This is a genomic window from Candidatus Thiopontia autotrophica, from assembly GCF_982804495.1.
Genome location: NZ_CEYDPX010000024.1, coordinates 1 through 24,206, shown reverse-complemented (window position 1 = coordinate 24,206; position 24,206 = coordinate 1). Strand labels below are relative to the sequence as shown.

Annotated in this window: 25 protein-coding genes and 3 tRNA genes; 20 read left to right on the top strand and 8 right to left on the bottom strand. The window is 48.0% G+C overall.

Features of this window, described 5'->3' with window-relative positions; all coding sequences use genetic code 11:
- Positions 1-104 precede the first annotated feature (104 nt).
- Positions 105-524, bottom strand: a complete 420-nt coding sequence (locus tag AC3ZFK_RS07245; protein WP_487506905.1) for a secondary thiamine-phosphate synthase enzyme YjbQ — start codon at positions 522-524, stop codon at positions 105-107.
- 3 nt (positions 525-527) lie between these two features.
- Positions 528-1,064, bottom strand: a complete 537-nt coding sequence (locus tag AC3ZFK_RS07240; RefSeq protein WP_487506906.1) for a gamma carbonic anhydrase family protein — start codon at positions 1,062-1,064, stop codon at positions 528-530.
- A 65-nt stretch (positions 1,065-1,129) separates the two neighbouring features.
- Here AC3ZFK_RS07240 and prlC point away from each other — a divergent pair, with 65 nt between their 5' ends.
- From prlC to AC3ZFK_RS07210, 6 genes are all read left to right on the top strand, one after another.
- Positions 1,130-3,208 carry an oligopeptidase A gene (gene prlC, locus AC3ZFK_RS07235; RefSeq protein WP_487506907.1) on the top strand — a complete coding sequence of 693 codons (2,079 nt, stop codon included), beginning with the start codon at positions 1,130-1,132 and terminating at the stop codon, positions 3,206-3,208.
- Positions 3,209-3,223: 15 nt separating this feature from the next.
- Positions 3,224-3,955: a carboxy-S-adenosyl-L-methionine synthase CmoA gene (cmoA, locus tag AC3ZFK_RS07230; RefSeq protein ID WP_487506908.1), complete on the top strand. Its 732-nt coding sequence runs from the start codon at positions 3,224-3,226 to the stop codon at positions 3,953-3,955.
- Complete coding sequence (gene cmoB, locus AC3ZFK_RS07225; RefSeq protein ID WP_487506909.1) at positions 3,952-4,941, top strand: tRNA 5-methoxyuridine(34)/uridine 5-oxyacetic acid(34) synthase CmoB; 990 nt, start codon at positions 3,952-3,954, stop codon at positions 4,939-4,941. The genes cmoA and cmoB overlap by 4 nt, the downstream gene beginning before the upstream one ends.
- A 35-nt stretch (positions 4,942-4,976) precedes the next feature.
- Positions 4,977-5,654, top strand: a complete 678-nt coding sequence (locus AC3ZFK_RS07220) for a DUF2914 domain-containing protein (protein ID WP_487506910.1) — start codon at positions 4,977-4,979, stop codon at positions 5,652-5,654.
- Entirely contained in the window at positions 5,651-7,120 is a 1,470-nt protein-coding gene (ubiD, locus tag AC3ZFK_RS07215; RefSeq protein WP_487506911.1) for a 4-hydroxy-3-polyprenylbenzoate decarboxylase, read from the top strand. The genes AC3ZFK_RS07220 and ubiD overlap by 4 nt, the downstream gene beginning before the upstream one ends.
- A 77-nt stretch (positions 7,121-7,197) precedes the next feature.
- On the top strand, positions 7,198-8,217 hold the full coding sequence (locus AC3ZFK_RS07210) for a CDP-6-deoxy-delta-3,4-glucoseen reductase (RefSeq protein WP_487506912.1): 1,020 nt from the start codon (positions 7,198-7,200) through the stop codon (positions 8,215-8,217).
- On the opposite strand, the gene AC3ZFK_RS07205 is transcribed toward AC3ZFK_RS07210, so the two are convergent.
- The 4 genes from AC3ZFK_RS07205 to hemC are packed head-to-tail and all read right to left on the bottom strand — an operon-like array spanning position 8,144 to position 12,296.
- Positions 8,144-9,379 (bottom strand): heme biosynthesis HemY N-terminal domain-containing protein, encoded by a 1,236-nt coding sequence (locus tag AC3ZFK_RS07205; protein WP_487506913.1) that lies wholly within the window; start codon positions 9,377-9,379, stop codon positions 8,144-8,146. The genes AC3ZFK_RS07210 and AC3ZFK_RS07205 overlap by 74 nt on opposite strands.
- A complete protein-coding gene (locus tag AC3ZFK_RS07200) occupies positions 9,376-10,566 on the bottom strand; it encodes a uroporphyrinogen-III C-methyltransferase (RefSeq protein ID WP_487506914.1) in 1,191 nt (396 codons plus the stop codon). Before AC3ZFK_RS07200 ends, AC3ZFK_RS07205 begins: the two co-directional genes overlap by 4 nt.
- A 16-nt stretch (positions 10,567-10,582) precedes the next feature.
- The gene (locus tag AC3ZFK_RS07195) at positions 10,583-11,410 is read right to left on the bottom strand and encodes a uroporphyrinogen-III synthase (protein WP_487506915.1); all 828 of its coding nucleotides are present in this window, start codon (positions 11,408-11,410) and stop codon (positions 10,583-10,585) included.
- Positions 11,364-12,296, bottom strand: coding sequence for a hydroxymethylbilane synthase (gene hemC, locus AC3ZFK_RS07190; RefSeq protein WP_487506916.1), 933 nt, complete (start codon positions 12,294-12,296; stop codon positions 11,364-11,366). The genes AC3ZFK_RS07195 and hemC overlap by 47 nt, the downstream gene beginning before the upstream one ends.
- Positions 12,297-12,596: 300 nt before the next feature.
- Here hemC and AC3ZFK_RS07185 point away from each other — a divergent pair, with 300 nt between their 5' ends.
- The 6 genes from AC3ZFK_RS07185 (at position 12,597) to AC3ZFK_RS07160 (ending at position 18,356) form a co-directional block, all read left to right on the top strand.
- Positions 12,597-13,127: a thioredoxin family protein gene (locus tag AC3ZFK_RS07185; protein WP_487506917.1), complete on the top strand. Its 531-nt coding sequence runs from the start codon at positions 12,597-12,599 to the stop codon at positions 13,125-13,127.
- 24 nt (positions 13,128-13,151) lie between these two features.
- A complete protein-coding gene (gene argH / locus AC3ZFK_RS07180) occupies positions 13,152-14,585 on the top strand; it encodes an argininosuccinate lyase (protein ID WP_487506918.1) in 1,434 nt (477 codons plus the stop codon).
- A gap of 11 nt (positions 14,586-14,596) precedes the next feature.
- Positions 14,597-15,217, top strand: a complete 621-nt coding sequence (locus tag AC3ZFK_RS07175) for a DsbE family thiol:disulfide interchange protein (protein ID WP_487506919.1) — start codon at positions 14,597-14,599, stop codon at positions 15,215-15,217.
- 15 nt (positions 15,218-15,232) lie between these two features.
- A complete protein-coding gene (locus AC3ZFK_RS07170; protein WP_487506920.1) occupies positions 15,233-15,721 on the top strand; it encodes a cytochrome c-type biogenesis protein in 489 nt (162 codons plus the stop codon).
- A complete protein-coding gene (gene ccmI, locus AC3ZFK_RS07165) occupies positions 15,721-16,962 on the top strand; it encodes a c-type cytochrome biogenesis protein CcmI (RefSeq protein ID WP_487506921.1) in 1,242 nt (413 codons plus the stop codon). The genes AC3ZFK_RS07170 and ccmI overlap by 1 nt, the downstream gene beginning before the upstream one ends.
- A gap of 107 nt (positions 16,963-17,069) precedes the next feature.
- The gene (locus tag AC3ZFK_RS07160; RefSeq protein ID WP_487506922.1) at positions 17,070-18,356 is read left to right on the top strand and encodes a DEAD/DEAH box helicase; all 1,287 of its coding nucleotides are present in this window, start codon (positions 17,070-17,072) and stop codon (positions 18,354-18,356) included.
- 16 nt (positions 18,357-18,372) lie between these two features.
- Here AC3ZFK_RS07160 and AC3ZFK_RS07155 read toward each other — a convergent pair whose 3' ends face one another.
- Both AC3ZFK_RS07155 and dbpA read right to left on the bottom strand, forming a co-directional pair.
- Positions 18,373-18,756 carry a hypothetical protein gene (locus AC3ZFK_RS07155; RefSeq protein WP_487506923.1) on the bottom strand — a complete coding sequence of 128 codons (384 nt, stop codon included), beginning with the start codon at positions 18,754-18,756 and terminating at the stop codon, positions 18,373-18,375.
- Between the two features lie 115 nt (positions 18,757-18,871).
- Positions 18,872-20,251, bottom strand: coding sequence for an ATP-dependent RNA helicase DbpA (gene dbpA, locus AC3ZFK_RS07150; protein ID WP_487506924.1), 1,380 nt, complete (start codon positions 20,249-20,251; stop codon positions 18,872-18,874).
- Between the two features lie 16 nt (positions 20,252-20,267).
- On the opposite strand from dbpA, the gene AC3ZFK_RS07145 reads away from it, so the two are divergent.
- The 8 genes from AC3ZFK_RS07145 to AC3ZFK_RS07110 all read left to right on the top strand — a co-directional run bounded on the left by AC3ZFK_RS07145 (position 20,268) and on the right by AC3ZFK_RS07110 (position 24,100).
- Positions 20,268-20,723, top strand: coding sequence for a YaiI/YqxD family protein (locus tag AC3ZFK_RS07145; protein WP_487506925.1), 456 nt, complete (start codon positions 20,268-20,270; stop codon positions 20,721-20,723).
- A 41-nt stretch (positions 20,724-20,764) separates the two neighbouring features.
- The gene (locus AC3ZFK_RS07140; RefSeq protein ID WP_487506926.1) at positions 20,765-21,343 is read left to right on the top strand and encodes an anthranilate synthase component II; all 579 of its coding nucleotides are present in this window, start codon (positions 20,765-20,767) and stop codon (positions 21,341-21,343) included.
- 39 nt (positions 21,344-21,382) lie between these two features.
- On the top strand, positions 21,383-22,399 hold the full coding sequence (trpD, locus tag AC3ZFK_RS07135) for an anthranilate phosphoribosyltransferase (RefSeq protein ID WP_487506927.1): 1,017 nt from the start codon (positions 21,383-21,385) through the stop codon (positions 22,397-22,399).
- 12 nt (positions 22,400-22,411) lie between these two features.
- Positions 22,412-23,209, top strand: a complete 798-nt coding sequence (gene trpC, locus AC3ZFK_RS07130) for an indole-3-glycerol phosphate synthase TrpC (protein ID WP_487506928.1) — start codon at positions 22,412-22,414, stop codon at positions 23,207-23,209.
- Between the two features lie 27 nt (positions 23,210-23,236).
- Positions 23,237-23,671 (top strand): OsmC family protein, encoded by a 435-nt coding sequence (locus AC3ZFK_RS07125; protein ID WP_487506931.1) that lies wholly within the window; start codon positions 23,237-23,239, stop codon positions 23,669-23,671.
- A gap of 95 nt (positions 23,672-23,766) precedes the next feature.
- Positions 23,767-23,851, top strand: a tRNA-Tyr gene (locus AC3ZFK_RS07120).
- Positions 23,852-23,907: 56 nt separating this feature from the next.
- Positions 23,908-23,981 (top strand) — tRNA-Gly (locus AC3ZFK_RS07115).
- A 43-nt stretch (positions 23,982-24,024) separates the two neighbouring features.
- Positions 24,025-24,100: transfer RNA gene (locus AC3ZFK_RS07110), tRNA-Thr, on the top strand.
- The last annotated feature ends 106 nt before the right edge of the window (positions 24,101-24,206 follow it).

The window sequence follows — 24,206 nt, the reverse complement described above, 5'->3', positions numbered from 1 at the left end:
CTCAACAGGTGTTGTTGTAACATACTGAACTATAATCCTTCCCCCATAGGATAACTTGAGAGGGAGTTCTGATTGAGTCACGAAGTGACTTAATCAGAGCTTCCTTAATCAAATATCAATGTGGCCACCAGGTTCCTGTTGCCACCATGAGACCTGTGCTCATTAAGATAGATTCCCTGCCATATTCCAAGATTTGGTCTGCCGTCAGTTATTGGAATGGTAATGGTTGATCCAATGATTGATGCCTTGATGTGTGATGGCATGTCGTCAGGCCCCTCATCGGTGTGAGTGTAATACGGTTTGTTGTCACAGATCTCCGTGAAGAAATTCTCCATATCTGTAAGTACCCGGGGGTCGGCATATTCGTTGATGGCGATAGATGCACTGGAGTGTTTGATGAATATGGTTAGTTGTCCAACTTTTGCCTCCGAGATGAAAGGAATCTGTTGAAGTACCTCATCTGTAACCAGGTGAAAGCCACGAGACTTTGCAGCTAGTGTTATTTCGCACTGTTTTATCTTCACTAGTTATTTTTCCTCAAGATACTCACTTTTTAGGCGAACATAGTTGTCTGCCGAAATTCTGAGCCAGTTAAGCTCTGCATCGGTCAGTGGACGAGCTTTTACTGCAGGTGCCCCTCTCCAGAGATATCCGCCTTCAAGTTTTTTACCTGGGGCAACCAGGCTTCCAGCCGCGAGTAGCACCTCATCCTCGAGAATTGCCCCATCAAGTATGGTCGCCCCCATTCCGATGAGACAGCGGTTGCCAATGGTGCAGGCGTGAAGGATTGCACCGTGACCAACTGTGACCTCATCTCCAATAATCAGAGGGTATCCGTCTGGTGCGGTATCGTTGGGTTGGGTTACGTGGAGGACGGAGTTGTCCTGGATGTTGGTGCGCTCGCCAATCTCTATGCGATGAACATCCCCGCGCACAGATACCAGCGGCCAGATTGAGCTGTCCCTGCCTATGGTTGTCCTCCCTATCACCTGTGCGGAGGGGTCAATAAAGACTGTCTCGTCAAACTCTGGATTCCACTCCCTGTAGGGGCGAATGTTGTTCATCTACTTATTCCGTTGCGTATCATTGGTTGAACTGATAGTTTACCGGATCTTCTCACCAATACGTAATGACGACGGTACAGATAATGGATCATGCAAACCCGCTACTCTCTATGGAGGGGCTACCGCCCTTCTCTAAAATTGAGCCAGAACATGTCAAGCCTGCCATTGAGGCACTACTTGAGCAGAACCGTGCTGCTGTAGAGCAGTTGTTGAATGGCGCAGATCCAGTCGAGTGGGATACATTGATTCAGCCCCTGGAAGAGTTGGAGGATCGCCTGGGACGGGCCTGGTCACCTGTAAGCCATCTGAACTCAGTAAAGAATAGTCATGATCTGCGTGATGCCTATAACAGCTGTCTGCCAATGTTGTCAGATTATGCAACAGAGATGGGGCAGCATAAGGGGCTCTATCGGGCATTTAGAGAGATTGCGGATAGTGAATCATTCAGAATGCTTGAGCCATCCCAGAAGAAGATTATTGAGAATGCGCTACGAGATTTTCGTCTCTCGGGAATAGATCTGTCTGCCGATAAGCAGGAGCGTTACCGGGAGATAAGTCAGTCACTCTCGGAGTTGACCTCAAAATTTGGGGAGAATGTACTGGATGCGACGAATGGATGGGAGAGGCTGATTTCTGATGAGGCAGAGCTCGCAGGGCTACCTGAATCCGCCAGAGCAATGGCCAGGCAGACTGCAGAGCAGCGTGAGAAAGATGGATGGCTCCTTACTCTGGAGTTTCCATCGTATATCTCGGTTATGACCTATGCGGATAATCGATCCCTGCGGGAAGATGTGTATGAGGCGTATGTTACCCGCGCATCAGATCAGGGGCCCCATGACTCATCATTTGACAACACTCCGATCATGGCTGAGATTCTGAGATTGCGACACGAGAAGGCAGAGTTGTTGGGCTTCTCAAATTATGCCGAGTATTCACTCTCCACCAAAATGGCAAATGAGCCGGATCAGGTTGTCGAATTTCTGGAGGATCTTGCGGGACGTTCTCTGGAGACCGCACGTGGTGAGCTGGAGGAGCTTAGACTCTTTGCTGAGCAAGAGGATGGCATCACAGATCTGCAGTCATGGGATATGGCCTACTATGCCGAAAAGTTAAAGCAGCAGCAGTACAGCCTCTCTGAGGAGGAGCTGAAGCCGTGGTTTCCGATTGATCGAGTGTTGGAGGGGATGTTTGAGGTTGTGCACAGACTCTATGGCATCACAATCAGTCAGAGAGAGGGGGTCGATGTCTGGGATGAATCTGTCCGTTTCTTTGAGGTTGTGGGAGAGGATGGCGAGTTGCGTGGGCAGTTTTATACTGACCTCTATGCGCGTCAGCACAAGCGTGGAGGTGCATGGATGGATGATTGCATGACCCGTAGCAAAACCGAGGATGGCATTCAGACTCCAGTGGCATACCTTACCTGTAATTTTACCCCTCCAATTGGTGATGCTCCGGCGCTGCTTACGCATGATGAGGTTTTGACCATGTTCCATGAGTTTGGTCATGGCCTCCACCATATGTTGACCCAGATCGATTTCCCCAGTGTGGCAGGAATTGGAGGAGTGCCCTGGGATGCGGTTGAGTTGCCCAGTCAGTTTATGGAGAACTGGTGTTGGCAAGAGGAGGCGCTGCCACTATTTTCAGGCCATTACAAAACTGGCGAGCCGTTGCCAAAACAGAAATTTGAGCAGCTGCTTGCATCCAGAAACTTTCAGTCCGGCATGTCAATGGTGAGACAGCTTGAGTTTGCCCTGTTTGATTTCAAGATGCATCTGCAGTTTGACCCCAGGCAGAAGAATGATGGGGGGGAATTTATATATGATCTATTGTCGCAGGTGAGAAATCAGGTCTCTGTTATGGCGCCACCATCATTTAATCGCTTTCCCCACAGTTTCTCCCACATATTCGCAGGGGGTTATGCCGCTGGTTACTATAGCTATAAATGGGCAGAGGTGCTCTCGTCTGATGCATTCTCAAGTTTTGAAGAGAATGGAATTTTTGATCGTGACACAGGGCTGCACTTCCTATCCTCAATTCTGGAGCAGGGTGGCTCGAGAGAACCCATGGAGCTGTTTGTGGAGTTCAGAGGGCGAGAGCCACAGATTGATGCACTACTTCGTCACTCTGGTATAACCATTGGATAGTGGAATTAGTTAAATATGCAGAGAGACCAGATTTACTCAACTGAACATGATCTTGTAGAGGAATTCCGCTTTGATCAGTCGGTTGCGAATGTCTTCCCGGATATGATTCAGCGCTCTGTTCCCGGCTATGGAGTGATCATCTCTCTGGTTGGCCTGCTGGCGGAACAGTATCTGCAACAGGGAAGTTATGGTTATGATCTGGGCTCTTCGCTTGGAGCATCCACGCTGGCAATGGTTGGGGCTGCAGAAGAGAAGAGGTGCAGGATTATCGCCGTTGATAGCTCAAGTGCCATGATTAAAAAGTGTCGTGAAAATCTGGCAACAGCAGGTTTGGATAGATCTTCTGTTATAGATTTGCGTTGTGAGGATGTTCGGGATACAAAAATCGAGAATGCCTCGTTTGTAACCATGAACTTTACTCTGCAGTTTATTCCAGTTGCCGAGCGGGAAGATATGTTGCGAAGAGTTGCAGATGGCATCTCTCCTGGTGGCGGGTTTATGCTGTCAGAAAAGATCGGGTTTGATGATTCGGAGCAGCAGAAGAGGATGGAGTCACTGCATCACGCCTTCAAAAGAGCAAATGGATATAGTGAGCTGGAGATAAGTCAGAAGCGGACTGCTCTGGAGGATGTGCTGGTACCAGAAACTCTGCAGCACCATTTTGCCCGTCTTGAGAGAGCCGGGTTCTCTCGGGTTGAGGTGCTTTTTCAAGCACTTAACTTTGTCTCTATGCTGGCAGTTCGATGAGTGATCTGCCTCTGCAGCTGGATAGTTCTCTGGGTGCTCTGCGTGAGAACGGGATGGCTCGCTGGAGTGGGCAGCTGGAGAGAGAGCTGCCACTGCTGTTTGAGCCTGGGAGAAATGGCAACCTGCCACGTTGGCTGGATCTATTGGATAGACTGCCGGTGATAAAGGCAGAGACAGTAGATCTTGGATCTGCCAGAGTACAGATCGGTACCAAGAATGAGTGTGATACTACCCAGCAACATAATATAGAGGAGTTGATGAGAGAGCTACACCCCTGGCGCAAGGGGCCTTTCGATCTGTTTGGGGTTCATATAGATAGTGAGTGGCACTCTGACTGGAAGTGGGAGAGGTTGGCGCAGGAGATACAGCCACTTGAGGGGAGAAAAGTGCTGGATGTTGGTTGTGGGAATGGTTACTACGCTCTGAGAATGGCCGGTGCGGGGGCAGACTTTGTAGTCGGGATTGACCCAAATATCCTGTTTTTATTACAGTTCAGAGCCTTGACCAGTTTTCTTCCGGCTCCACCCGAGGTCCACTTTATTCCTGTTGGAATGGAGTCCGTTCCAAATAATACGCAGTGGTTTGACACAGTTTTCTCTATGGGAGTGTTGTACCATCGACGTTCACCAATGGATCATCTTTATGAACTTCGTGGTGCTCTTCGCCAGGGGGGCGAGCTGATTCTGGAGACTCTGGTGATAGAGGGTGGACGGGGAGAAATTTTGGTTCCGGAGCAGAGATATGCCAAAATGAGGAATGTCTGGTTTATCCCTACTGTGGATGAGCTTATTCACTGGTTGGAGAGGGTTGGATTTACACAGGTGCGTTGTCTCAATCAATCGTTAACAACGACAGATGAACAGAGGGTAACCTCATGGATGCAGTTTGAGTCGTTGGCCGATTTTCTTGATCCGGAAGATCCAACCAGGACTATTGAGGGTTACCCGTCACCAAGGCGGGCACTGTTGAGTGCAGTTGCACCCTAGTGCAGACTCAATGAAATAACAGGGAGTTAGTGAGCATGGTCAAGAGAATATGGGAGCAATACAGTAGCCTTATCCAGTGGTCGGTTGTGTTGTTGTTGGTGCTGTTGCTGCTGGTTATCTGGATGGGTGGTGAAGATGATAATAAGGTGGCTGAAGAGATAGCCTCTGTTGTAGAGCCACTAAAGCCGGAGGTTGTGGTGGCTACAGCGCCAGAACCAGCACCAGAACCAGAACCAGAACCAGCACCGGAACCACTGTTGGATGAGTCACCGGTTGTTATTGAAGAGGTGGAGCCTGAGGTGAAACCAGAACCAGAACCAGAGCCCAGGCCAGAACCGGTTGTCGAGGAGGAGACCGTAGCGCTGGTCTGTCCACAGTGGACAGAGTCTGTAGCAGTATCTCGAGGAAGTTTTACCAGTGGTGTAGAGAGAAACAGTCGTGAGCCGGTTGATTCAATATGTCAGCTGGGGACAGATAATCGCAGAATATTCTACTTTAGCGATCTCCATAATCAGTTTGGAAAACATATTTATCATCTCTGGGAGTATGAGGGCAGGGAGATGGCAAAAGTCTCTCTGGGGAGAGTTAATGGCCCCCGCTGGCGCGTATGGTCAAGCAAGAATCTGATCCCCGGATGGAGTGGGGAGTGGATAGTCAAGGTAGTTACCAAGGATGGAACAATTCTCCATCAGGAGAGCTTTATATACCGATGAGTAGCTCAGACCTCAGGGATTTTATCAGCCAACTGGAGGAGCAGGGGGAGCTTAAGAGGGTATCTCGAGAGGTTGATCCTTACCTTGAGATGACTGAAATTGCAGATCGGGTATTGAGGGCTGAAGGGCCGGCCCTGCTGTTTGAGAACCCAAAAGGGTCTGATGTTCCGGTGCTAGCCAATCTGTTCGGTACTCCAAAACGTGTTGCCATGGGCATGGGTTATGATTCTACAGATCACCTTAGAGAGGTTGGCCAGATACTGGCGTACCTCAAGGAGCCAGATCCTCCAAAAGGGTTCAGGGATGCAGTTGAGAAGTTGCCAATTTTTCGGCAGGTTCTGAATATGTCACCAAAGGTGCGTTCAACTGCAGTGTGTCAGGAGGTGGTGTTGGAGGGTGAGGCTGTTGATCTCTCCAGGTGGCCTGTCCAAACCTGCTGGCCTGGTGATGCTGGACCTCTGGTGACATGGGGGCTGGTGGTTACCCGTGGTCCAAATAAAGAGCGACAAAATCTGGGCATCTACCGTCAACAGGTGATTGGTAAAAATCGTCTGATTATGCGTTGGCTCTCTCATCGTGGAGGTGCCATTGATTTTCGTGAATGGAAGGAGGCGAATCCGGGGAAACCATTTCCGGTTGCTGTGGTGATTGGGGCAGATCCGGCTACCATACTTGCTGCAGTGACTCCTGTGCCAGACGCACTGTCAGAGTATGCATTTGCCGGGTTATTGCGCGGCTCGAAGACAGAGGTTGTCAGGTGCAAGGGCTCTGATCTTCAAGTTCCGGCCAGTGCCGAGATTGTTCTGGAAGGAACCATAGATCTTGATGAGGTGGCAGAGGAGGGACCATTTGGTGACCATACTGGCTACTACAACGAGGTTGAAAAGTTTCCGGTATTTACTGTAGAGCGTATCACCCATCGAAAGAGTCCTATATACCACTCAACCTATACGGGGCGCCCACCTGATGAGCCTGCTGTGCTTGGGTTGGCACTGAATGAGGTGTTTGTCCCTATTTTAAAGAAGCAGTTCCCTGAGATTGTTGATTTTTACCTTCCACCCGAGGGGTGCTCCTATCGTATGGCTGTAGTGAGTATGAAGAAGCAGTATCCGGGACATGCCAAGAGAGTGATGATGGGGGTCTGGTCATTTCTTCGACAGTTTATGTATACCAAATTCATCATTGTTACAGATGACGATATAGATATCAGAAATTGGCAGGATGTAATCTGGGCTATGACAACCAGAATGGATCCGGCACGGGATACCACGCTGATTGAAAACACCCCGATTGATTATCTTGATTTTGCCTCACCGGTATCGGGCCTGGGGTCCAAGATGGGAATGGATGCAACCAACAAATGGGAAGGTGAGACTGTGCGTGAGTGGGGTAGCGCAATAACCATGGATGCTGCAGTCAAACAGCGGGTTGATGATCTCTGGGATGAGCTCGGAATTGATTCCTGAATTTCAGTTGATTTAGAGCTAATAACACAGCAAAATACTCAACTTTATTATTCACAATAAAGTACAGGAAAAAATAAATGTCTAATCGTGTCCAGCTACAACCAAGCGGCAAAGAGTTCGAGTTATCTGATGGTGAAACTATTCTTGATGGAGCGCTGGCGCATGGGATTGGGTTTCCATTCGGCTGCCAGAACGGTTTTTGCGGAGCCTGTAAGGCAAAGGTGGTTTCTGGTGAGTACGAGTATCAGGATGAGTACAACGCACAATCTCTGACAGAAGATGAGCTGGCCAACGATGTTGTAATCTGTTGTAAGGCAGAGGCAAAGAGTGATCTGGTGGTTGAGGTGCATGAGCTGGTGGCGGTGGAGGAGATTGAGGTTAGAACCATGCCGGTCAAGGTCTCAAAGATTGAGCATCTGGCTGAGGATGTGATTCGTCTCTGTCTGAAGCAGCCAGAGGATGAGAGTCTGCAATTTCTCGCTGGGCAATATATTGAGGTTATTCTGGAAGGCAATCGTCGCCGCGCATTTTCGATCGCCAATGCCCCACACAACAACTCGGAGATCGAGCTACATCTGCGCAGGGTTGATGGGGGTCTCTTTACTCCCCATGTCTTCAATGAGATGAAGGAGAAGGACATTCTCCGTGTTGAGGGACCTCTGGGCACCTTCTTCTTGCGTGAGGACTCAGCTAATGATCTGATCTTGGTTGCTGGCGGTACAGGATTTGCGCCTATCAAGGGTATGGTGGAGCACGCCATTGAAATGGGGATGGATAACCACATCAAGATCTACTGGGGAGCCAGAGGTCATGATGATCTCTACCTGGATAGTCTTGCCAGAGAGTGGGCAGATAGTCATGAGAACATCAGTTACATTCCCGTGCTCTCTGCCGCGGACGAGTCATGGAGTGGACGCAGAGGTTACGTGCATGAGGCTGTTGTGGAGGACCACTCTGATCTCTCCGCAGTAGATATCTATATGGCTGGCCCACCGGTGATGATAGATGCTGGAAAAAGTGCCTTTAGTGCTCTTGGGTTAACAGCAGATCATCTCTACTTTGACTCGTTTGAAGTGGCTGGGGAGGCAGGAAGGTAGAGGATTTTTCGTAATATTCCAGGGCGCCAGCAGGGTCACCATTTGTTTTTCTGATGATCCCCATCTCCTGATAGGCATCATGACTTGGGGAAATTTCAATGCTCTTCTTCAGGTGTTGTTCAGCTTGTCCCCATATCTCATTTTTTAGATAGAGTCTTCCCAGAACAAGATGAAGTGCTGCACTGTCGGCGTGGTGTTTTAGCCACTTTTCGGCATTTTGAATCTGCTGGTCTGTAGAATCTGATTGTATTACTCCATAGAGAGAGACTAGATCATCGGACCATTGCCGTTTAATCTCCTTGTACAGCAACTTCTCACTTAAGCTGCCATCACCTTGTCTGTTTAGCAAGTTTGCATAGTGATAGATAAGTTTTGGGTTTTTATGGTCGCCGCGTGAGAACTGCTTCCACTGCTGTTGCAGTGCATCATCATTCCCGGATTTTGCGCTCTCTGTTAAAAGTTGAATCTGTCCGTGATGTTCCAGTTGTGCCAGTTCATCACTGCCCATGCTTTTTCTTTTACGTAAAACTGGAGTCAGTCCAAGCAGTTGAGACCACTGCTTTTGTGCTGTGAGTGTTTGCGCCAACAGTCGAAGCAGTTTTGGATGGTTCGGTTTCTGTTTTCTCAGATGGGTAAGTGTATCTAGTGCATCATCATATTGTTGATGGGCAACCTGTTGTTCGGCTTGGGTTAGTCGAATAACAAAATCGGCATTTGGAGCCGCTTGATGGGCAAGTTTCAGATAGTGGTCTCTACGTTCATCAGAGTGTTGGTGTTGTGCAGCATTGGCAGCACCCAGATAGTGCATCAGTGGGTTATCACTATTTGCAGCAGACTGCCCAAGCAGTTTCTCAGCCTTCTTCCAGTTGCCTTCAGCCAGGGTGATCATCCCTCTATTCAGGTCTGCTTGAGCTCGTCTGGTTTTTTGTCGATTACGCCATATGCCAATATCCCGTGGAGCATGGATGAAACGCAACAGGATACGAACAAGCAGCAACAGCAGTGAAAATGTTACAAAAGTGGCAGTGATGGCAAAACTGACACTGGTCTCAATGGTCCATTCACCTATTTCCAGCATGATGTGACCACTGTGCCCTCTTAATTGCAGGGCAACAATGCTTGTTGTAACCAGCAGCAGGGTGAGGATCAGGATGCGCCTCATTCGATCAGCTCTTCCGCCAGCTCGTTGGGAGATTCTTTCAGAATCTCTTTTAGTTTTTTATGTGCCTGCCCTATTAACGGCAGAACAGGGGAGAGCTGGATGGATTTTAGCTCAGCAAGTTGCTGCTGCATGGCTGTTGTCACCGTGCTCTTCTGATCAAAAATCTTTACCCACTCCTCGGCACTGTTGATGCGATCCCGAAAGAGTTCACCGTCTCTTAATAACAGGGCGCTCTGTGCCTGTTCCAGACGAAGCTGAAGAATTTGCCTGCTGCTCTGTTGCCCGGCCAGTGAGGTTATTGCCGGTAACTCCTGCTCTCTCTTCTCTACACGCACCAGAGTGAGCAGATCCTGCCATATCTTGTGCAGGATATTTTCCCAATCCCATATTGATGATTCATCAGCAGGATTCTGTGCTACGGTATTTTCAGGGTTAGGCTCCCCGCCGAATTTGTTGGTAGATGGGAATGGAATGGTGTCAATGCTGTTAATTAGTGTAGTCAGTTTTGTTGTGGCCGCATAGATGTCAGGCAGACTGACCTGGTTCACCAGCCTGATCTCCTCTCTGATCATCCCTTGAATTGGGAGCAGTGTGGGGTCACCACTCTCACCAAGCTGTCTGTTTGCCTGGGTCAGAGCCTGTTTTGTTGTCTCTAGATTGTTGACGATCATTAATTGCTCTTCAGCAATCTGGAGTAGACGTAGCGCTGCAGAGAGATGGAGATTATCTTCTCTCTGTTCAATGCGCCTTGCCAGAGTGGCAATGCTCTGGTTGAGTTGCTGGGTCTCTCTTATGTTCGAGTCGATAGATCTCTGCAGCAGAGTGCTTTGCTGCTCCAGTTTTTTGTTAAAGCTGTTGCCAAGGGCTGAAAGTTTTTTCTGTTGGCTGGATTGGTACGCTATATTTGCATCCTCCCTGTTCTGTGCTCTCTTCTCAATATCTTGAACAGTTGTTGTAATGCGTCTCTCTATTGCCGCTATCTCCAGGCTGTTTTTGGCCGCACTCTCTGATGCAGTCTGGTTCTCTTGCTGCATGGATTGGGTAAGAAGCCAGACGATTCCAGCCAGAACGGTTAGTGCAAGTATTGCCCCCCCAATTATCGTAAGGTTCTGTGTATTCAAAAAAGGGGAGTTGCTATGTTCAGATAGAACCTCCGCATCGATAATGTCTTCTCGCCTTCTGCTCATGCCAGATTGTGCCTTTTTAGCTGTCGCTGTTCTTTTGCGCCCATCTGCTGAGTGTATCAAGGATTGCATCATCGCTGGGTGGTGTTGCCAGCATCAATTTGCCACTGAAACCACTCTCTCTGGCAACCTCTCTGGTACGTTCACTTATTACTACCAGAGGGGTTTGTAACAAGAATTGTTCACCAGCTTTACCTACCATCTGCATCAGATTGGTCAGCCCCTGGTTACTGGTTATAACTGCCGCATGAATACTGTTATGTTTCCAGGCTTCAATGATTGGTGACGGATCTGTCTGGGGGATAGTTCTGCGATAGATCTCTGCATAGGTAACAGCTCCGCCACGATCACGAAGCGTTTTTGCAAGAAGCTCTCTCCCCCCTTCGCCTCGAATAATCAGTATGTTTTTACCGTTGATATCCTGTAGCTGTGGGGTTGCCAGTAATCCTTCGCTATCAAAACTGTTCTCTGGAAGAATATCAGCGGAATATCCAGCCATCTCCAGAGCACGGGCAGTTGCCAATCCAACTGCAGCAAACTGAATGGTTTTTGGGATATCCCCCTCTTGCTGCATCATCTCCACCCCAATACGTGCAGCATTGGCACTGATGAAAATAGCTATGTCAAAACGGTCAAGATGATGGAACAGTGTTAGTGCTGGTGTGATATCCCGTGGCTGGATAATTTCCATAACCGGAAAGGGGAATACAACACCTCCGTGAGACTCAATCTGCTTGATCAGTTGCTGCGCCTGGTGGGCTGGGCGGGTAACCAGAATGCCCTTGCCATTCAGTCGTAACTCATTCGGCACTGTCGTATAGCTCTTGAAGGATCTCTTTGGCCCCATTTGCCAGCAACTGTTCCGCAACCTCGACACCGAGAGACTCGGCATCATCCTGTGAACCACGAATCTCTTTACGAATAATCTCGGAGCCATCCACAGCTCCTACGAGACCACGCAGATAGATCTCGCTCCCCTCCAAAATTGAGTAGCTACCAATAGGGACCTGGCATCCACCTTCCAGACGGTGGTTGAGAGCACGTTCTGCACGGACTCGAATGGATGTTTCATGATCATTAAGAGGTTCAATAATATCAAGCACACGCTGATCCCCGGTTCGGCATTCGATCCCAACTGCCCCTTGACCAACTGCCGGAAGAATTACCTCAGGCTGGATTCTGCTACGGATTCTCTCTGCCATCTCCAGACGAATCAGCCCGGCAGAGGCTAGTATAATGGCATCAAATTCTCCCTCATCAAGTTTTCTCAGACGAGTGTTTACATTGCCACGTAGATCAAGAATCTCAAGATCAGGTCTTAGGTCAAGCAGTTGACACTTGCGACGCAGGCTGGATGTTCCAACCCTGGCACCATGAGGAAGATCTTCAAAACTCTCATATTGGTTGGAGACAAATGCATCCAGCGGAACCTCACGTTCACATATGACTGGAAGAAACAGTCCTTCAGGGAACTCCATCGGAACATCTTTCATTGAGTGAACCGCAATATCACAGTCACCTTCAAGCATTCGTGCCTCCAACTCCTTTACAAACAACCCCTTGCCTCCGATTTTTGCTAGTGGAGTGTCCAGAATTTTATCCCCTTTTGTGCTCATGGTTACAAGCTCAACCTCAAGATCATGATGGATTTCAAGTAGACGACTTTTTACATATTCAGCCTGCCACAGTGCTAGTGGACTCTTTCTGGTTGCAATTCGAAGCTTGGATGACATTGATGAATCTCTCTTTATTTATGTTTTTCTTTGGGTTACCGAAGTGTGGGGGGTACAATGACTCAGTTTTTGAATTCGTGAGAGTATACCACTGCGGGTAATCAATATTGCCTGCGGTAAGGAATCTCTGAAAAAGCCCAATGGGATGGGGTTTTGGAGAAGGTCTGTACAGGTGCTACTATAATGTACTGAAATATAACCCTTCCCCCATAGGATAATTTGTAAGGAGACTCTGATTGAGTCACGAAGTGACTTAAATCATAGCTTCCGTAACGATAGTAACAGAGGAAAGAGGAGGCGATGTCTCTACAGATGGACAAGCAGTTTTTTGGTGATTTATTCAGAACAGTCATCATATCCGTACTTATACTGAGCTCATTGAGCAGTGTTGCTGTAGCAGGCACACCGGAAGCTGTGGAGCATGTGATTGTAAGCGCCAACCTGCAGAGGGATGGCCAGCTTGCAACACAACGAGAGGTACCGCTTCTGCTTATGGTGTCAGCGGAAGAGTGTCCTTACTGTATGGTGATGGAGTCAGATTATCTGGTTCCGCTATTGCGTAATCGGGATTATGACGACAAGGTTCTGATACGAAAGATTCATCTGGACAGTTTTGACGATATCATTGGTTTCTCTGGGGAGTCTGTAGCGCCAACTGATCTGAGTCAGGATTATGGGGTCTGGGTGACACCAACCCTACTCTTTCTTGATGGAAAGGGAAAAGAGGTTCAGAAGAGGATGATTGGTCTGGGGGTGCGCGATTTTGTCAGTGCCTATATAGATGAATCTCTGGTAAGAGCAACGGATGCCATGAAACGGCTTTTGCCCTAAAGAAATTAGAGTAGTAATTAAGATATGGAACAACCAGAAACAACCGAAAAGCCCTGGACAGGACGTTTTACCGAGCCGACAGATCTCTTTGTTGAGGCATTTACAGCTTCTGTAACCTTTGATCAGCGTATGGCGGATTATGATATCCGTGGATCAATTGCACATGCCAGGATGTTGGCTGAGGTAGATGTTATTGCCGCTGAAGAGCGTGATCAGATTATTGAGGGTCTGGAAGAGATTCTTGAAGAGATTAGAAGTGGCTCTTTCAAATGGTCAATTGCTCTGGAAGATGTGCATATGAATATCGAGTCCAAATTGGTCCAGAAGATTGGCGATGTCGGTAAAAAACTGCATACAGGACGTTCTCGTAATGATCAGGTTGCAACAGATATTCGTCTTTGGCTACGAGATGAGATTGATGCCATTCTGGCAGAGATAGACCGCCTGCAAGAGGGGTTACTGATACTGGCTGAGCGTGAGGCGGAGACTATAATGCCCGGCTTTACCCATCTGCAGACGGCACAGCCAATCACCTTTGGTCATCACATGATGGCATGGCACGAGATGCTGGTCCGTGATCATGGCAGACTGACTGATTGTCGCAAACGAGTGAATGTCATGCCTCTTGGTGCTGCGGCCCTGGCAGGGACAACCTATCCGATAGATCGTTTTATGACGGCCAAATTGCTTGGTTTTGATGCCCCTGCCGAAAACTCGCTGGATGCGGTAAGTGATCGTGATTTCTCTATTGAATTCACCGCCGCTGCATCACTGCTGATGATGCATCTATCACGCTTTTCTGAGGAGTTGGTGCTCTGGACCTCTGACCTATTCAGCTTCATCGAATTGCCAGATAGTTTCTGTACCGGCTCATCAATAATGCCGCAGAAGAAAAATCCTGATGTTCCTGAGTTGGTAAGAGGCAAGACCGGGCGGGTTTATGGTCATATGATCGGACTGCTTACCCTGATGAAGGGGCAGCCACTGGCATATAACAAGGATAACCAGGAAGACAAGGAGCCGCTGTTTGATACGGTGGATACTCTAAAGGGATCACTTAAGGTCTACGCAGACATGATGCCTACAGTGGTTGTTAATATAGAGAATACTCGCAACGCAGCAGGTCGGGGCTTTTCTACAGCAACAGACCTGGCAGATTATGTGGTACGTGCGGGTGTTCCATTCCGCGATTCTCACGAGATTGTGGGCAAGGCGGTTCGGTATGGTATCGAACAAGGAAAAGATCTGGCAGAGATGACATTGGCGGAACTTCAGCAGTTTTCTGATGTCATCAAGGAAGATGTATTTGAGGTGTTAACTCTGGAAGGGTCGGTTGCTGCTCGTAACCATCGGGGAGGCACGGCACCAGAGCAGGTTCATGCGGCAGTGCGCAGGGCCAGACGCAGAAAAGCGGAAGAGCTTTCCGGTACTGCCTCGTTTCAAGATCAGTCATATTAAGGAAATTAGAGATGGCTTCACGTTCACGGGCAATACTTCCCGTCACTATTATTGTTCTTCTGTTTGTGCTCCTTTATGTGGGGCTCTACTTGAATCCACGCCACGAGAGTGATGATTCCCCAATGATAGGCAAGTTGTCGCCAGAGTTTGATCTGCCTGACCTGCTCGTTCCTGGGGAGCGTTTTTCTCGAGCAGACCTGAATGGTCAGGTAACTCTTCTCAATGTATGGGCGACCTGGTGCCCAGCATGTCGTGCAGAGCATGATGTGCTGATGCGTCTGGCAGCTACCGAGGATGTTCCTATCTACAGTATTAACTGGAAAGACAGAGAAGAGTCTGGTGGCAGCAGAGCTGCTGCAATACGCTGGCTTGACGTTTTGGGTAATCCATACGACAAGACAGGAGATGATGGGGATAATATTGCTGGTCTTGAGTGGGCGGTGACTGGCGCACCTGAGACCTATCTAATTGATGTGGAAGGGAGAATTTGTGAACGTATTACGGGGCCACTCAATGACCTCGAGTATCCAAATCCGGAAAACTCTCAAGAGGTCAAAAATAATGTGGGTAATATAATGGCCATAATTCGCAAGATGAGAGCAGCGGATGGCAGGTGTTTGCCAAAGGGATAATCCAGGAGGAGAATTATGAAAATGAATTTATGGAGTATGGTTAAGACCGTCTTGGCAGCCTCACTGCTGCTTATTTCTACAGCCACAAACGCAGCACCAATTGATAGTTTTTCGTTTAATACTCAGGCTGAAGAGGATCGCTACAAAGCTTTGATTGAAGAGATTCGTTGTGTGAAGTGTCAAAATACAAATATTGCAGGCTCCAATGCAGATCTTGCCAGAGATCATCGAACCAAGGTTTACGAGATGATACAGCAAGGCAAGACAGACACAGAGATCAGAGAGTGGTTTGTGGTTCGTTATGGTGACTTTGTGCTATATCGTCCAGCAGTTGACTCACGAACCTGGCTATTATGGGGATTGCCACTGTTGTTGGTCCCGATTGGTGGAGTTATGTTGGTGTTGCAGGTTCGCAGACAACGTAAAGTGGCTACGGAAGAGGTGGCAGAAGAGACAAGTTTAAGTGCAGACGAGCAGAAACAGCTGGATGAGGTGTTGAAATGATGAGTAGTGAAGTAATGTTTTGGTCAGGCTCCATTGTAATGGTTGCCATCGCCCTGTTTTTCTTGTTGCCTCCACTGCTTGGTAGAGGAAAAACTGTTGGAGTAGCACGACGAGAGACAAATTTAACCATCTTCCAACAGCGTCTGGAGGAGCTAAAGGATGATCGTGAGAGTGGTGAGATCAGTAGTGAACAGTTTGAGCAGGCAGAGGCTGATCTGAAAAGAGAGTTATTGGCAGATCTTGAAGGGGAAGAGCACAAGGTGGAGCAGAACAGCTCTGCTGGGCGTGTCGGCGCACTAATTGCCATAGTGCTGGTGCCCCTGATCGCTTTTGGTATCTATGGGAAGATTGGTGCCCCAGAGGCTATTAATGTAAAAGTGGCATCCGCATCAGCACAACAGCAGCAAAGTACAAAAAACTTTGAGGATGTAGTTGCCCAGTTGGAGAAAAAACTGGAGCAGAATCCGGATAACTCGGAGGGCTGGATGATGTTGGCAAAATCGTACGAAGTTCTGGGGCGCAACTCGGAGATTGTAAATGTGTACGAGAGGGCAATAGAGAAGATGGGTGAGAGTGTCGACTCTCAGCTGTTTATGGAGTATGGCGAGGCTCTGGCAACACGTAATGGTGGTTCCTGGATGGGGAAACCTGTCGACCAGCTTACTAGAGCTCTGGATATTGATCCAACCAACAGAGATGCGCTCTGGATCTCTGGCCACGCATATTTCGATCTTGGTAAATATGAGAAGGCATTAGGTTTTTGGGAGCGCCTGGCCAATACCGCACCTACCGATGATCCGGAAATTGTAAACATGATCAATGAGGCAGCGTATGAGGCTCAGGAGCAGTTGGGGCGTGAGAAAACAGCGCTGCTGAAACTGGTAGCAGTGCCTGCAGGTACGGTCTTGACTGTTGCAGTCGCTCTTGACCAGTCTCTACAGGAGATGGTTAGTGCAGAGGATGTAGTCTTTATTTATGCAAAGGCACAGGGCAAAAAGGGGCCACCCTTGGCGGCTCAGCGTCTGACAGTTGCATCACTCCCAACAACTATTCAGCTTGATGACACTATGGCCATGATAGCTAGCAATAACCTGTCATCCGCAGACCAGATTGTGGTTGGGGCAAAAGTCTCAAAAAGCGGGGTTGCAACTGGTGGGTCAGGAGACCTGGTCGGTACAGTTGAAACCACAACCAGTCAAACCGATACAATAAAACTCGTGATTAACCAGATAGTAGAATAGAGAGTGTTGATCTACATTGCCATTGCATTCATTTTAATGATGGTCTGGATGGTAATCTAATACCTGTAATTACCAATAGTGTAATTTCCCAAGGAAAACCTTAAAACATGTCTTTTGAATCTCTCGGCCTGTCGGCCGAAATCATGCGTGCTGTAACAGAACAGGGCTATAGTGAACCAACGCCAATTCAGTTTCAGGCCATCCCGGTAATACTACAAGGCAAGGATGTTCTTGCTGGTGCCCAGACTGGTACTGGTAAGACAGCAGGTTTTACTCTGCCTCTGCTCGAGCTGCTGCTTAAACATGCGCAGGGAAAAGGGAGAAGACCCGTACGTGCCCTGGTGTTGACCCCCACCAGAGAGCTGGCTGCTCAGGTTGGTGAGAGCATAGAGACTTATGGAAGACATTTGCCACTGCGCTCCACAGTGATTTTTGGCGGAGTAAAAATCAATCCACAGATCCAAAAATTACGTCATGGGGTAGATGTTCTGGTTGCTACACCGGGGCGTCTGCTTGATCATGCCCAACAGAAAACTGTGGACCTTTCTCATGTAGAGATCCTGGTGTTGGACGAGGCTGACCGTATGCTGGATATGGGTTTTATCCATGATATTCGTAGAGTGCTGAAACTGATGCCTCGTGAACGTCAGAATCTACTGTTCTCGGCCACCTACTCAAACAAGATTAAACAGTTGGCAAATGATCTGCTAAACAATCCTGAGCTGATTGAGGTTGCACGTCAAAATACCACAGCTGAGACAGTTGATCAGGTTATCTATCCGGTTGACAAAAAACGTAAACGTGAACTTTTATCACATATGATTGGCTCCAAGAATTGGCGTCAGGTGCTGGTATTCACCAGAACCAAACATGGTGCCAACAGGTTGGCAAAGCAGTTGGAAAAGGATGGTCTGACCGCGTCCGCAATTCATGGCAATAAAAGTCAGGGGGCTCGTACCAGGGCTCTGGCAGGCTTTAAACGAGGGGATGTCAGAGTACTGGTGGCAACAGATATTGCCGCCCGTGGATTGGATATTGACCAGCTGCCCCATGTGGTGAATTTTGAGCTACCAAATGTGCCGGAAGATTATGTTCACCGTATTGGCCGAACTGGGCGCGCTGGAAATGAGGGTGAGGCGGCATCCCTGGTTTGTGTGGATGAGCATGGGTTATTGAGAGATATTGAGCGACTGCTGAAACGGGAGATATCTAAAAAGGTTATTCCAGGTTATGAAGTAGATCCATCAATAAAGGCGGAGCCTGTCAAGAGTGGCCGGGGAGGAGGAAAAGCGGGGCGCAAGCACCCAGGAAAACGGGCTAATAGAGGGAGAGGAAGAGGCCAAACATCTGCATCCAAAAGAGGTTCTCGGAGCAGGCCAAACAGAATGAGTTAATTGTTGTCTGCTATTCCTACCATGGTGTAGGCATCATTCCCATTCTCATGCCGTCAAAGTTCGGCATTACCCCGGTCCCCTGGCGATTTCGTCTTTGACGTGGCTTATTGAGCCCGTGTTTCTGTTTGTAGTACTGCCTTTTTTGGCGCGCAATTTCGTAACATCTTGATAACGAATCATCATCGTTATTTGCACGCTGAACACAGCGGATCTCCTGTTCCAGCAACGATGTCTTCTCTATTGAGCGCACCAATTTCTTGCCTAGAAATTCTATAATTTCCTCTTTTGACGGGCCTTGTGTTTCGTCAGCATATGTATCATCAGCAACTTGAGATTGCCATTGGTCCTGAGTACCAAATGCACTATTGCGTGTGTCATCAGCAATCGCTGAAGATGTCATCAATACTGCTACGAGCAGTAATCCACATTTGTTTGGCATAAGAAAACCTTGCTGTAATTTAGGTATGCGTATGGTCGCACAGTTTTATTGAGGATGGTCAGGAATATTCTGGATATCAGGCTTGGGGCAATATCCTGACAGAAAATTTACGCCCCTTTATCTTGCCATTTTTTAGGCGTGAACAGGCTTTATCGATTGAGTCACGTGCAATGGCAACGTAACTCTGGTGGTCGTGAATGTCAATTTTTCCTACCGATGATCCAGCAATTCCGGCTTCACCTGTCAGGGCTCCAAGAAGATCACCTGGTCGTATTTTCTCTTTTTTGCCTCCATTAACCATTAGGGTTAGATTTTTTGATGTCAGGCTAGTGACGTCAGTACCGGATGATGTTTTGATGTTTTCAAAAAGACGATTTGTATTGTTATAGGTATCAGCTTTCATGGCCTCACTCGGAGTGAAGAGTGTGGTGGCCACTCCTTCGCTACCAGCACGGCCGGTTCTTCCAATACGGTGGATATAGGTCTCTTCATCATGGGGCAGATCGTAGTTCACAACCATCCCCAGCTCTTTGATATCCAGCCCTCTTGCAGCTACATCAGTTGCAATTAGTACAGAGCAGCTGTGGTTTGAGAACTGTACCAGTACATCTGTACGTTGATACTGTTCCAGATCTCCATGAAGGGCCATAGCTGCTATCCCCTTGTTACGGAGTGTGTTGGCAATAGTCTCTGTTTTAATTTTTGTGTTGCTGAAAATGATGGCGCTATCTGGCTTATGGTGGGATAGCAGTTGAATCAGTGCGGAGCCCTTGTTGTCTGGAGAGACCTCATAGAAGTATTCAGTGATTGGGTTGGCCTTCTCGCTGGAAGTGGTATGAATATGGATGGCACTTTTTTGTATGGTATTGCTTAGCTCCATGATCTCCTCTGGATAGGTTGCCGAGAAGAGCAGGGTCTGACGCCTTTCTGGGGTATGAGAGATGATTTTGCTGATCTCTTCAATAAAGCCCATGTCCAGCATGCGGTCAGCCTCGTCAAGCACCAGAGTCTCGAGTGTATCCAGGGTGAGTGAGTTTTTAGCGATATGTTTGAGTATGCGTCCAGGTGTACCAACCACAACATGGGCACCATGACGAAGAGACCCCTGTTGCGGCCCAAATGGGACCCCGCCAGAGAGGGTCAAGATTTTTACATTATCAGTTAAGCGGGCCAGGCGACGCAGCTCCTTGGCCACCTGATCTGCCAATTCTCGTGTTGGGCAGATGACTATGGATTGGACTCTGAAGTTTTTTCTATTTAGCCTGTTTAACAGGCCGATACCAAAAGCTGCTGTCTTGCCACTGCCTGTTTTTGCCTGAGCAATGACATCACGATTTTTCAGGATATGGGGCAAGGCTTGGGACTGTATAGGGGTCATCTGTTTTAGACCGATCCCTTCAAGGTTGTGTAGTATGGATTTGGAGATAGGTAGTGCTGAGAATTTGGTGCTGGTCATGGTGTAAACTGGCCTGATGAAGATATGGGTGGATGCAGATGCTTGTCCTGTGGTTATCAAGGATATCCTTTTTCGGGCAGCGGAACGTACAAAATTGGAGATGACATTGGTGGCAAATCAGTCAATACGCATACCGAGGTCGTTATATATCAGTTTTCTTCGAGTCGCCTCCGGGTTTGATGTGGCTGATAACGAGATCGTCAAGAGAATGAGTGAGGGTGATCTTGTTGTTACCGCTGATATCCCTCTGGCCGCTGATGTGATTGAGAAGGGGGGAGAGGCACTAAGTCCTCGAGGCGAGCTTTATACCGCCAGTAATATAAAGGCACGACTGGGGATGAGGGATTTCATGGATACTTTGAGGTCCAGCGGCATCGATACTGGTGGCCCATCTGCTCTAAACCAGAATGACAGACAGGCATTTGCAAATCAGCTGGACAGGATATTAAGCAAGTTCTTGAGAAAAAGGTAGATTGTTTAGCGGCAGCTATTAGGGTTTGATAAGATTTGTCGATGCTTTTGATGATCGACAATTATGACTCCTTTACCTATAACCTGGTTCAATATTTTGGTGAACTTGGGGCAGAGGTTGAGGTACACCGAAATGATCAGATTACACTTGATCAGATACGGGAGCTGGCACCTGAAAAGATTGTGCTCTCTCCCGGCCCATGCACGCCGAATGAGGCGGGGATTTCGCTTGATGTAGTAAATATGATGTCTGGAGAGCTCCCTATTCTTGGAGTATGTCTTGGGCACCAAACCATTGGTCAGGCATTCGGAGGGAAGATTGTTCATGCTGGTGAAATCATGCATGGCAAGACCTCGATGATTCACCATAATGATAGTGGTGTATTCAAGGGTCTTTCCAACCCTATGGAGGCAACTCGTTACCACTCGTTGGTGATTGACAAGGATAGTCTGCCCGATCTGTTTGAGGTTACGGCATGGACAGAGAATAGTGATGGTTCGATGGATGAAATTATGGGGGTTCGTCATAGGGAGCTGGATATTGAGGGTGTCCAGTTTCACCCCGAGTCAATTTTGACCGCAGAGGGGCATGCTCTATTGAAGAATTTTTTAGATCGGTAGATATGAATTCAAAATTATAAATAAAGGGTAACGAAGAAGATGGAGATTCAGGCAGCTATTCAGGCAGTAATCGATGGTAGAAACCTCAGTCGTGAGGAGATGCAGTCGGTGATGCAGGCAATCATGACTGGTGAGGCAACTCAGGCACAGATTGGAGGTTTCCTGGTTGGTCTACGAATGAAGGGGGAGACGGTTGATGAGATCAGTGCCGCAGCCTCGGTTATGCGTGAACTGGCAACGCCAGTAGCAGTCTCTGGAGATTATATGGTTGATACTGCAGGAACTGGAGGGGATGGCGCAAAAACATTCAATATCTCAACAGCCTCTACATTTGTAATTGCAGCGGCAGGTGGCCAGGTTGCCAAACATGGAAATCGTTCTATCTCCAGTAGTTCAGGTAGTGCAGATCTGCTGGAGGAGGCAGGGGTCAGGCTTGATCTCTCTCCTGACCAGGTAGCAAACTGTATTAATGAGATTGGAGTTGGCTTTATGTTTGCGCCTATGCATCACAGTGCGATGAAGCATGCAATTGGTCCGCGCAAGGAGATGGCTGTACGTACCGTATTTAATCTTCTGGGCCCGCTTACCAATCCGGCAGGGGCTCCAAATCAGGTTATTGGTGTCTTTGATGCAGCATGGGTGGAGCCATTAGCCCAGGTGCTGAAGCAGCTTGGAAGTCGCCATGTTATGGTGGTTCATGGTAGTGATGGATTGGATGAGATTACTATTAACGGGGCAACAGAGGTGGCAGAGCTAAAGGATGGTGAGGTTAGTACTTATACTATTACACCGGATCAATTTGATATGGATAGCTCACCGCTTGAGTCGCTTTCAGTGAAGAACGCTAGCGAGAGCCTTGCTGTTGTACAGAGTGTACTGGATGGCGAGAGTGGCGCTGCCAGTGATATTGTTGCACTTAATGCCGGGGCCGCTATATATGTTGCCGGGCTGGCTGGTTCACTGGAGGATGGGGTTAAACAGGCGCAGCAGGTGATTGCCAGTGGGGAGGCAAGGGCCAAGCTAGACGGGTTGGTTAGCTGCTCTCAACAGCAGTAGTATGGTTCAGTCATGAGTGATGCTCCAGATATCCTTAAAAAGATAATTTGCCGCAAAAACGAGGAGATAGCGTCACGTTCAAGAAAGATCGGGACAGAAGAGCTAATTTTGCGTGCAGCTGATGCATCTGGTGTACGTGGGTTTGTCGAATCCATGCGTCGCAAGATTGCTGTCGGTAATCCAGCAGTTATCGCCGAGATCAAGAAAGCATCTCCAAGTAAGGGGTTGCTACGTGAAAACTTTATTCCATCAGAAATCGCAAAGAGTTATGAGAGGGGCGGGGCGGCATGTATATCTATTCTGACTGATCGTGATTTTTTTCAGGGTCATGAGGATTACCTTATTGAGGCACGTGAAGCCTGTAGTCTTCCGGTGATCCGTAAGGATTTCATTATTGATCCCTATCAGGTCTATGAGGCCAGGGCTATAGGTGCAGACTGTATCTTGTTGATTGTTGCAGTACTTGAGGATGGACAGATGGCTGATCTGTCAGGATTGGCACATGAGTTAGGCATGGATGTTCTGGTTGAGGTGCATGATCAGGTCGAACTGAAGCGTGCGCTTCCTCTAAAACTGCCGTTGATGGGGATAAATAATCGTAATCTCCGAACTTTTGAAACCTCACTTCAAACCACGTTGGGGCTGTTGGATCAGATTCCGCAACGGACAATAGTGGTTACGGAGAGTGGAATTCACCAAAAAGAGGATGTGCAGCTCATGCGCAACCATCAGGTTAATGCCTTTTTGGTAGGGGAGGCATTTATGCGGGCAGAAGATCCTGGGGAGCAGTTAAATGAGCTGTTTTATTAATTTAAGAAAGAGGGTTCTGGTATGAAAATGAGATCATCAGTGAAATGGACCGGCGGTATGCAGTTTGTGGGAGAGACTGGGAGTGGTCATTCAGTTGTGATTGACGGTGCTCCGGAAGTTGGCGGCAGAAATACAGGTATGCGCCCAATGGAGATGGTCTTGTTGGCTGCTGGTGGCTGTACAGCAATGGATGTGGTCTTTATCCTGAATCGAGCACGCCAGCCACTTGAGAAGTGTTGGATTGAGATTGAGGGGGAGCGTGTTGAGGATATTCCAAAGGTATTTGAAAAAATGCATCTCCATTACGTTATTGTTGGAGATGGCCTAGATGAGAGCAAGGTGCAGCGGGCAGTTGATATGTCAGCCGAAAAATACTGTTCGGTTTCACATATGTTGAGGAGTTCAGTAGAAATTACCCATGATTTTGAGATTAGATCATCTGCAGAAGCAGATGATTCTTGAGCAGAGTCGGAAATAAATCGTTTTTTTGCAGTAATTTAGTGATTATCGGTTGACAGCAGAGAGGTAGATCATCAAAATATCGCCTCCTGTTTTTCGGAGGGGTTCCCGAGTGGCCAAAGGGGGCAGACTGTAAATCTGCTGGCTCCGCCTTCGGTGGTTCGAATCCACCCCCCTCCACCAATTTTAGTGAAGATAGGTAGTGTTGGACGATTGAGTCCATGAAATAAGGTTGTTCAGCGGGTGTAGTTCAATGGTAGAACTTCAGCCTTCCAAGCTGATTATGTGGGTTCGATTCCCATCACCCGCTCCAGTTTTTTGGGGTTGAATGGCCTTGAATGTTGAGCAATATATAGGCTCATATAGCTCAGTCGGTAGAGCACTTCCTTGGTAAGGAAGAGGTCACCGGTTCAAATCCGGTTATGAGCTCCATTTTTTTGTTTTTTTAGTTGTTTTTTTATATTGATAGTTGGGAGTTGAGAAGATGTCCAAGGAAAAGTTTGAAAGAACCAAACCGCACGTAAACGTAGGCACGATT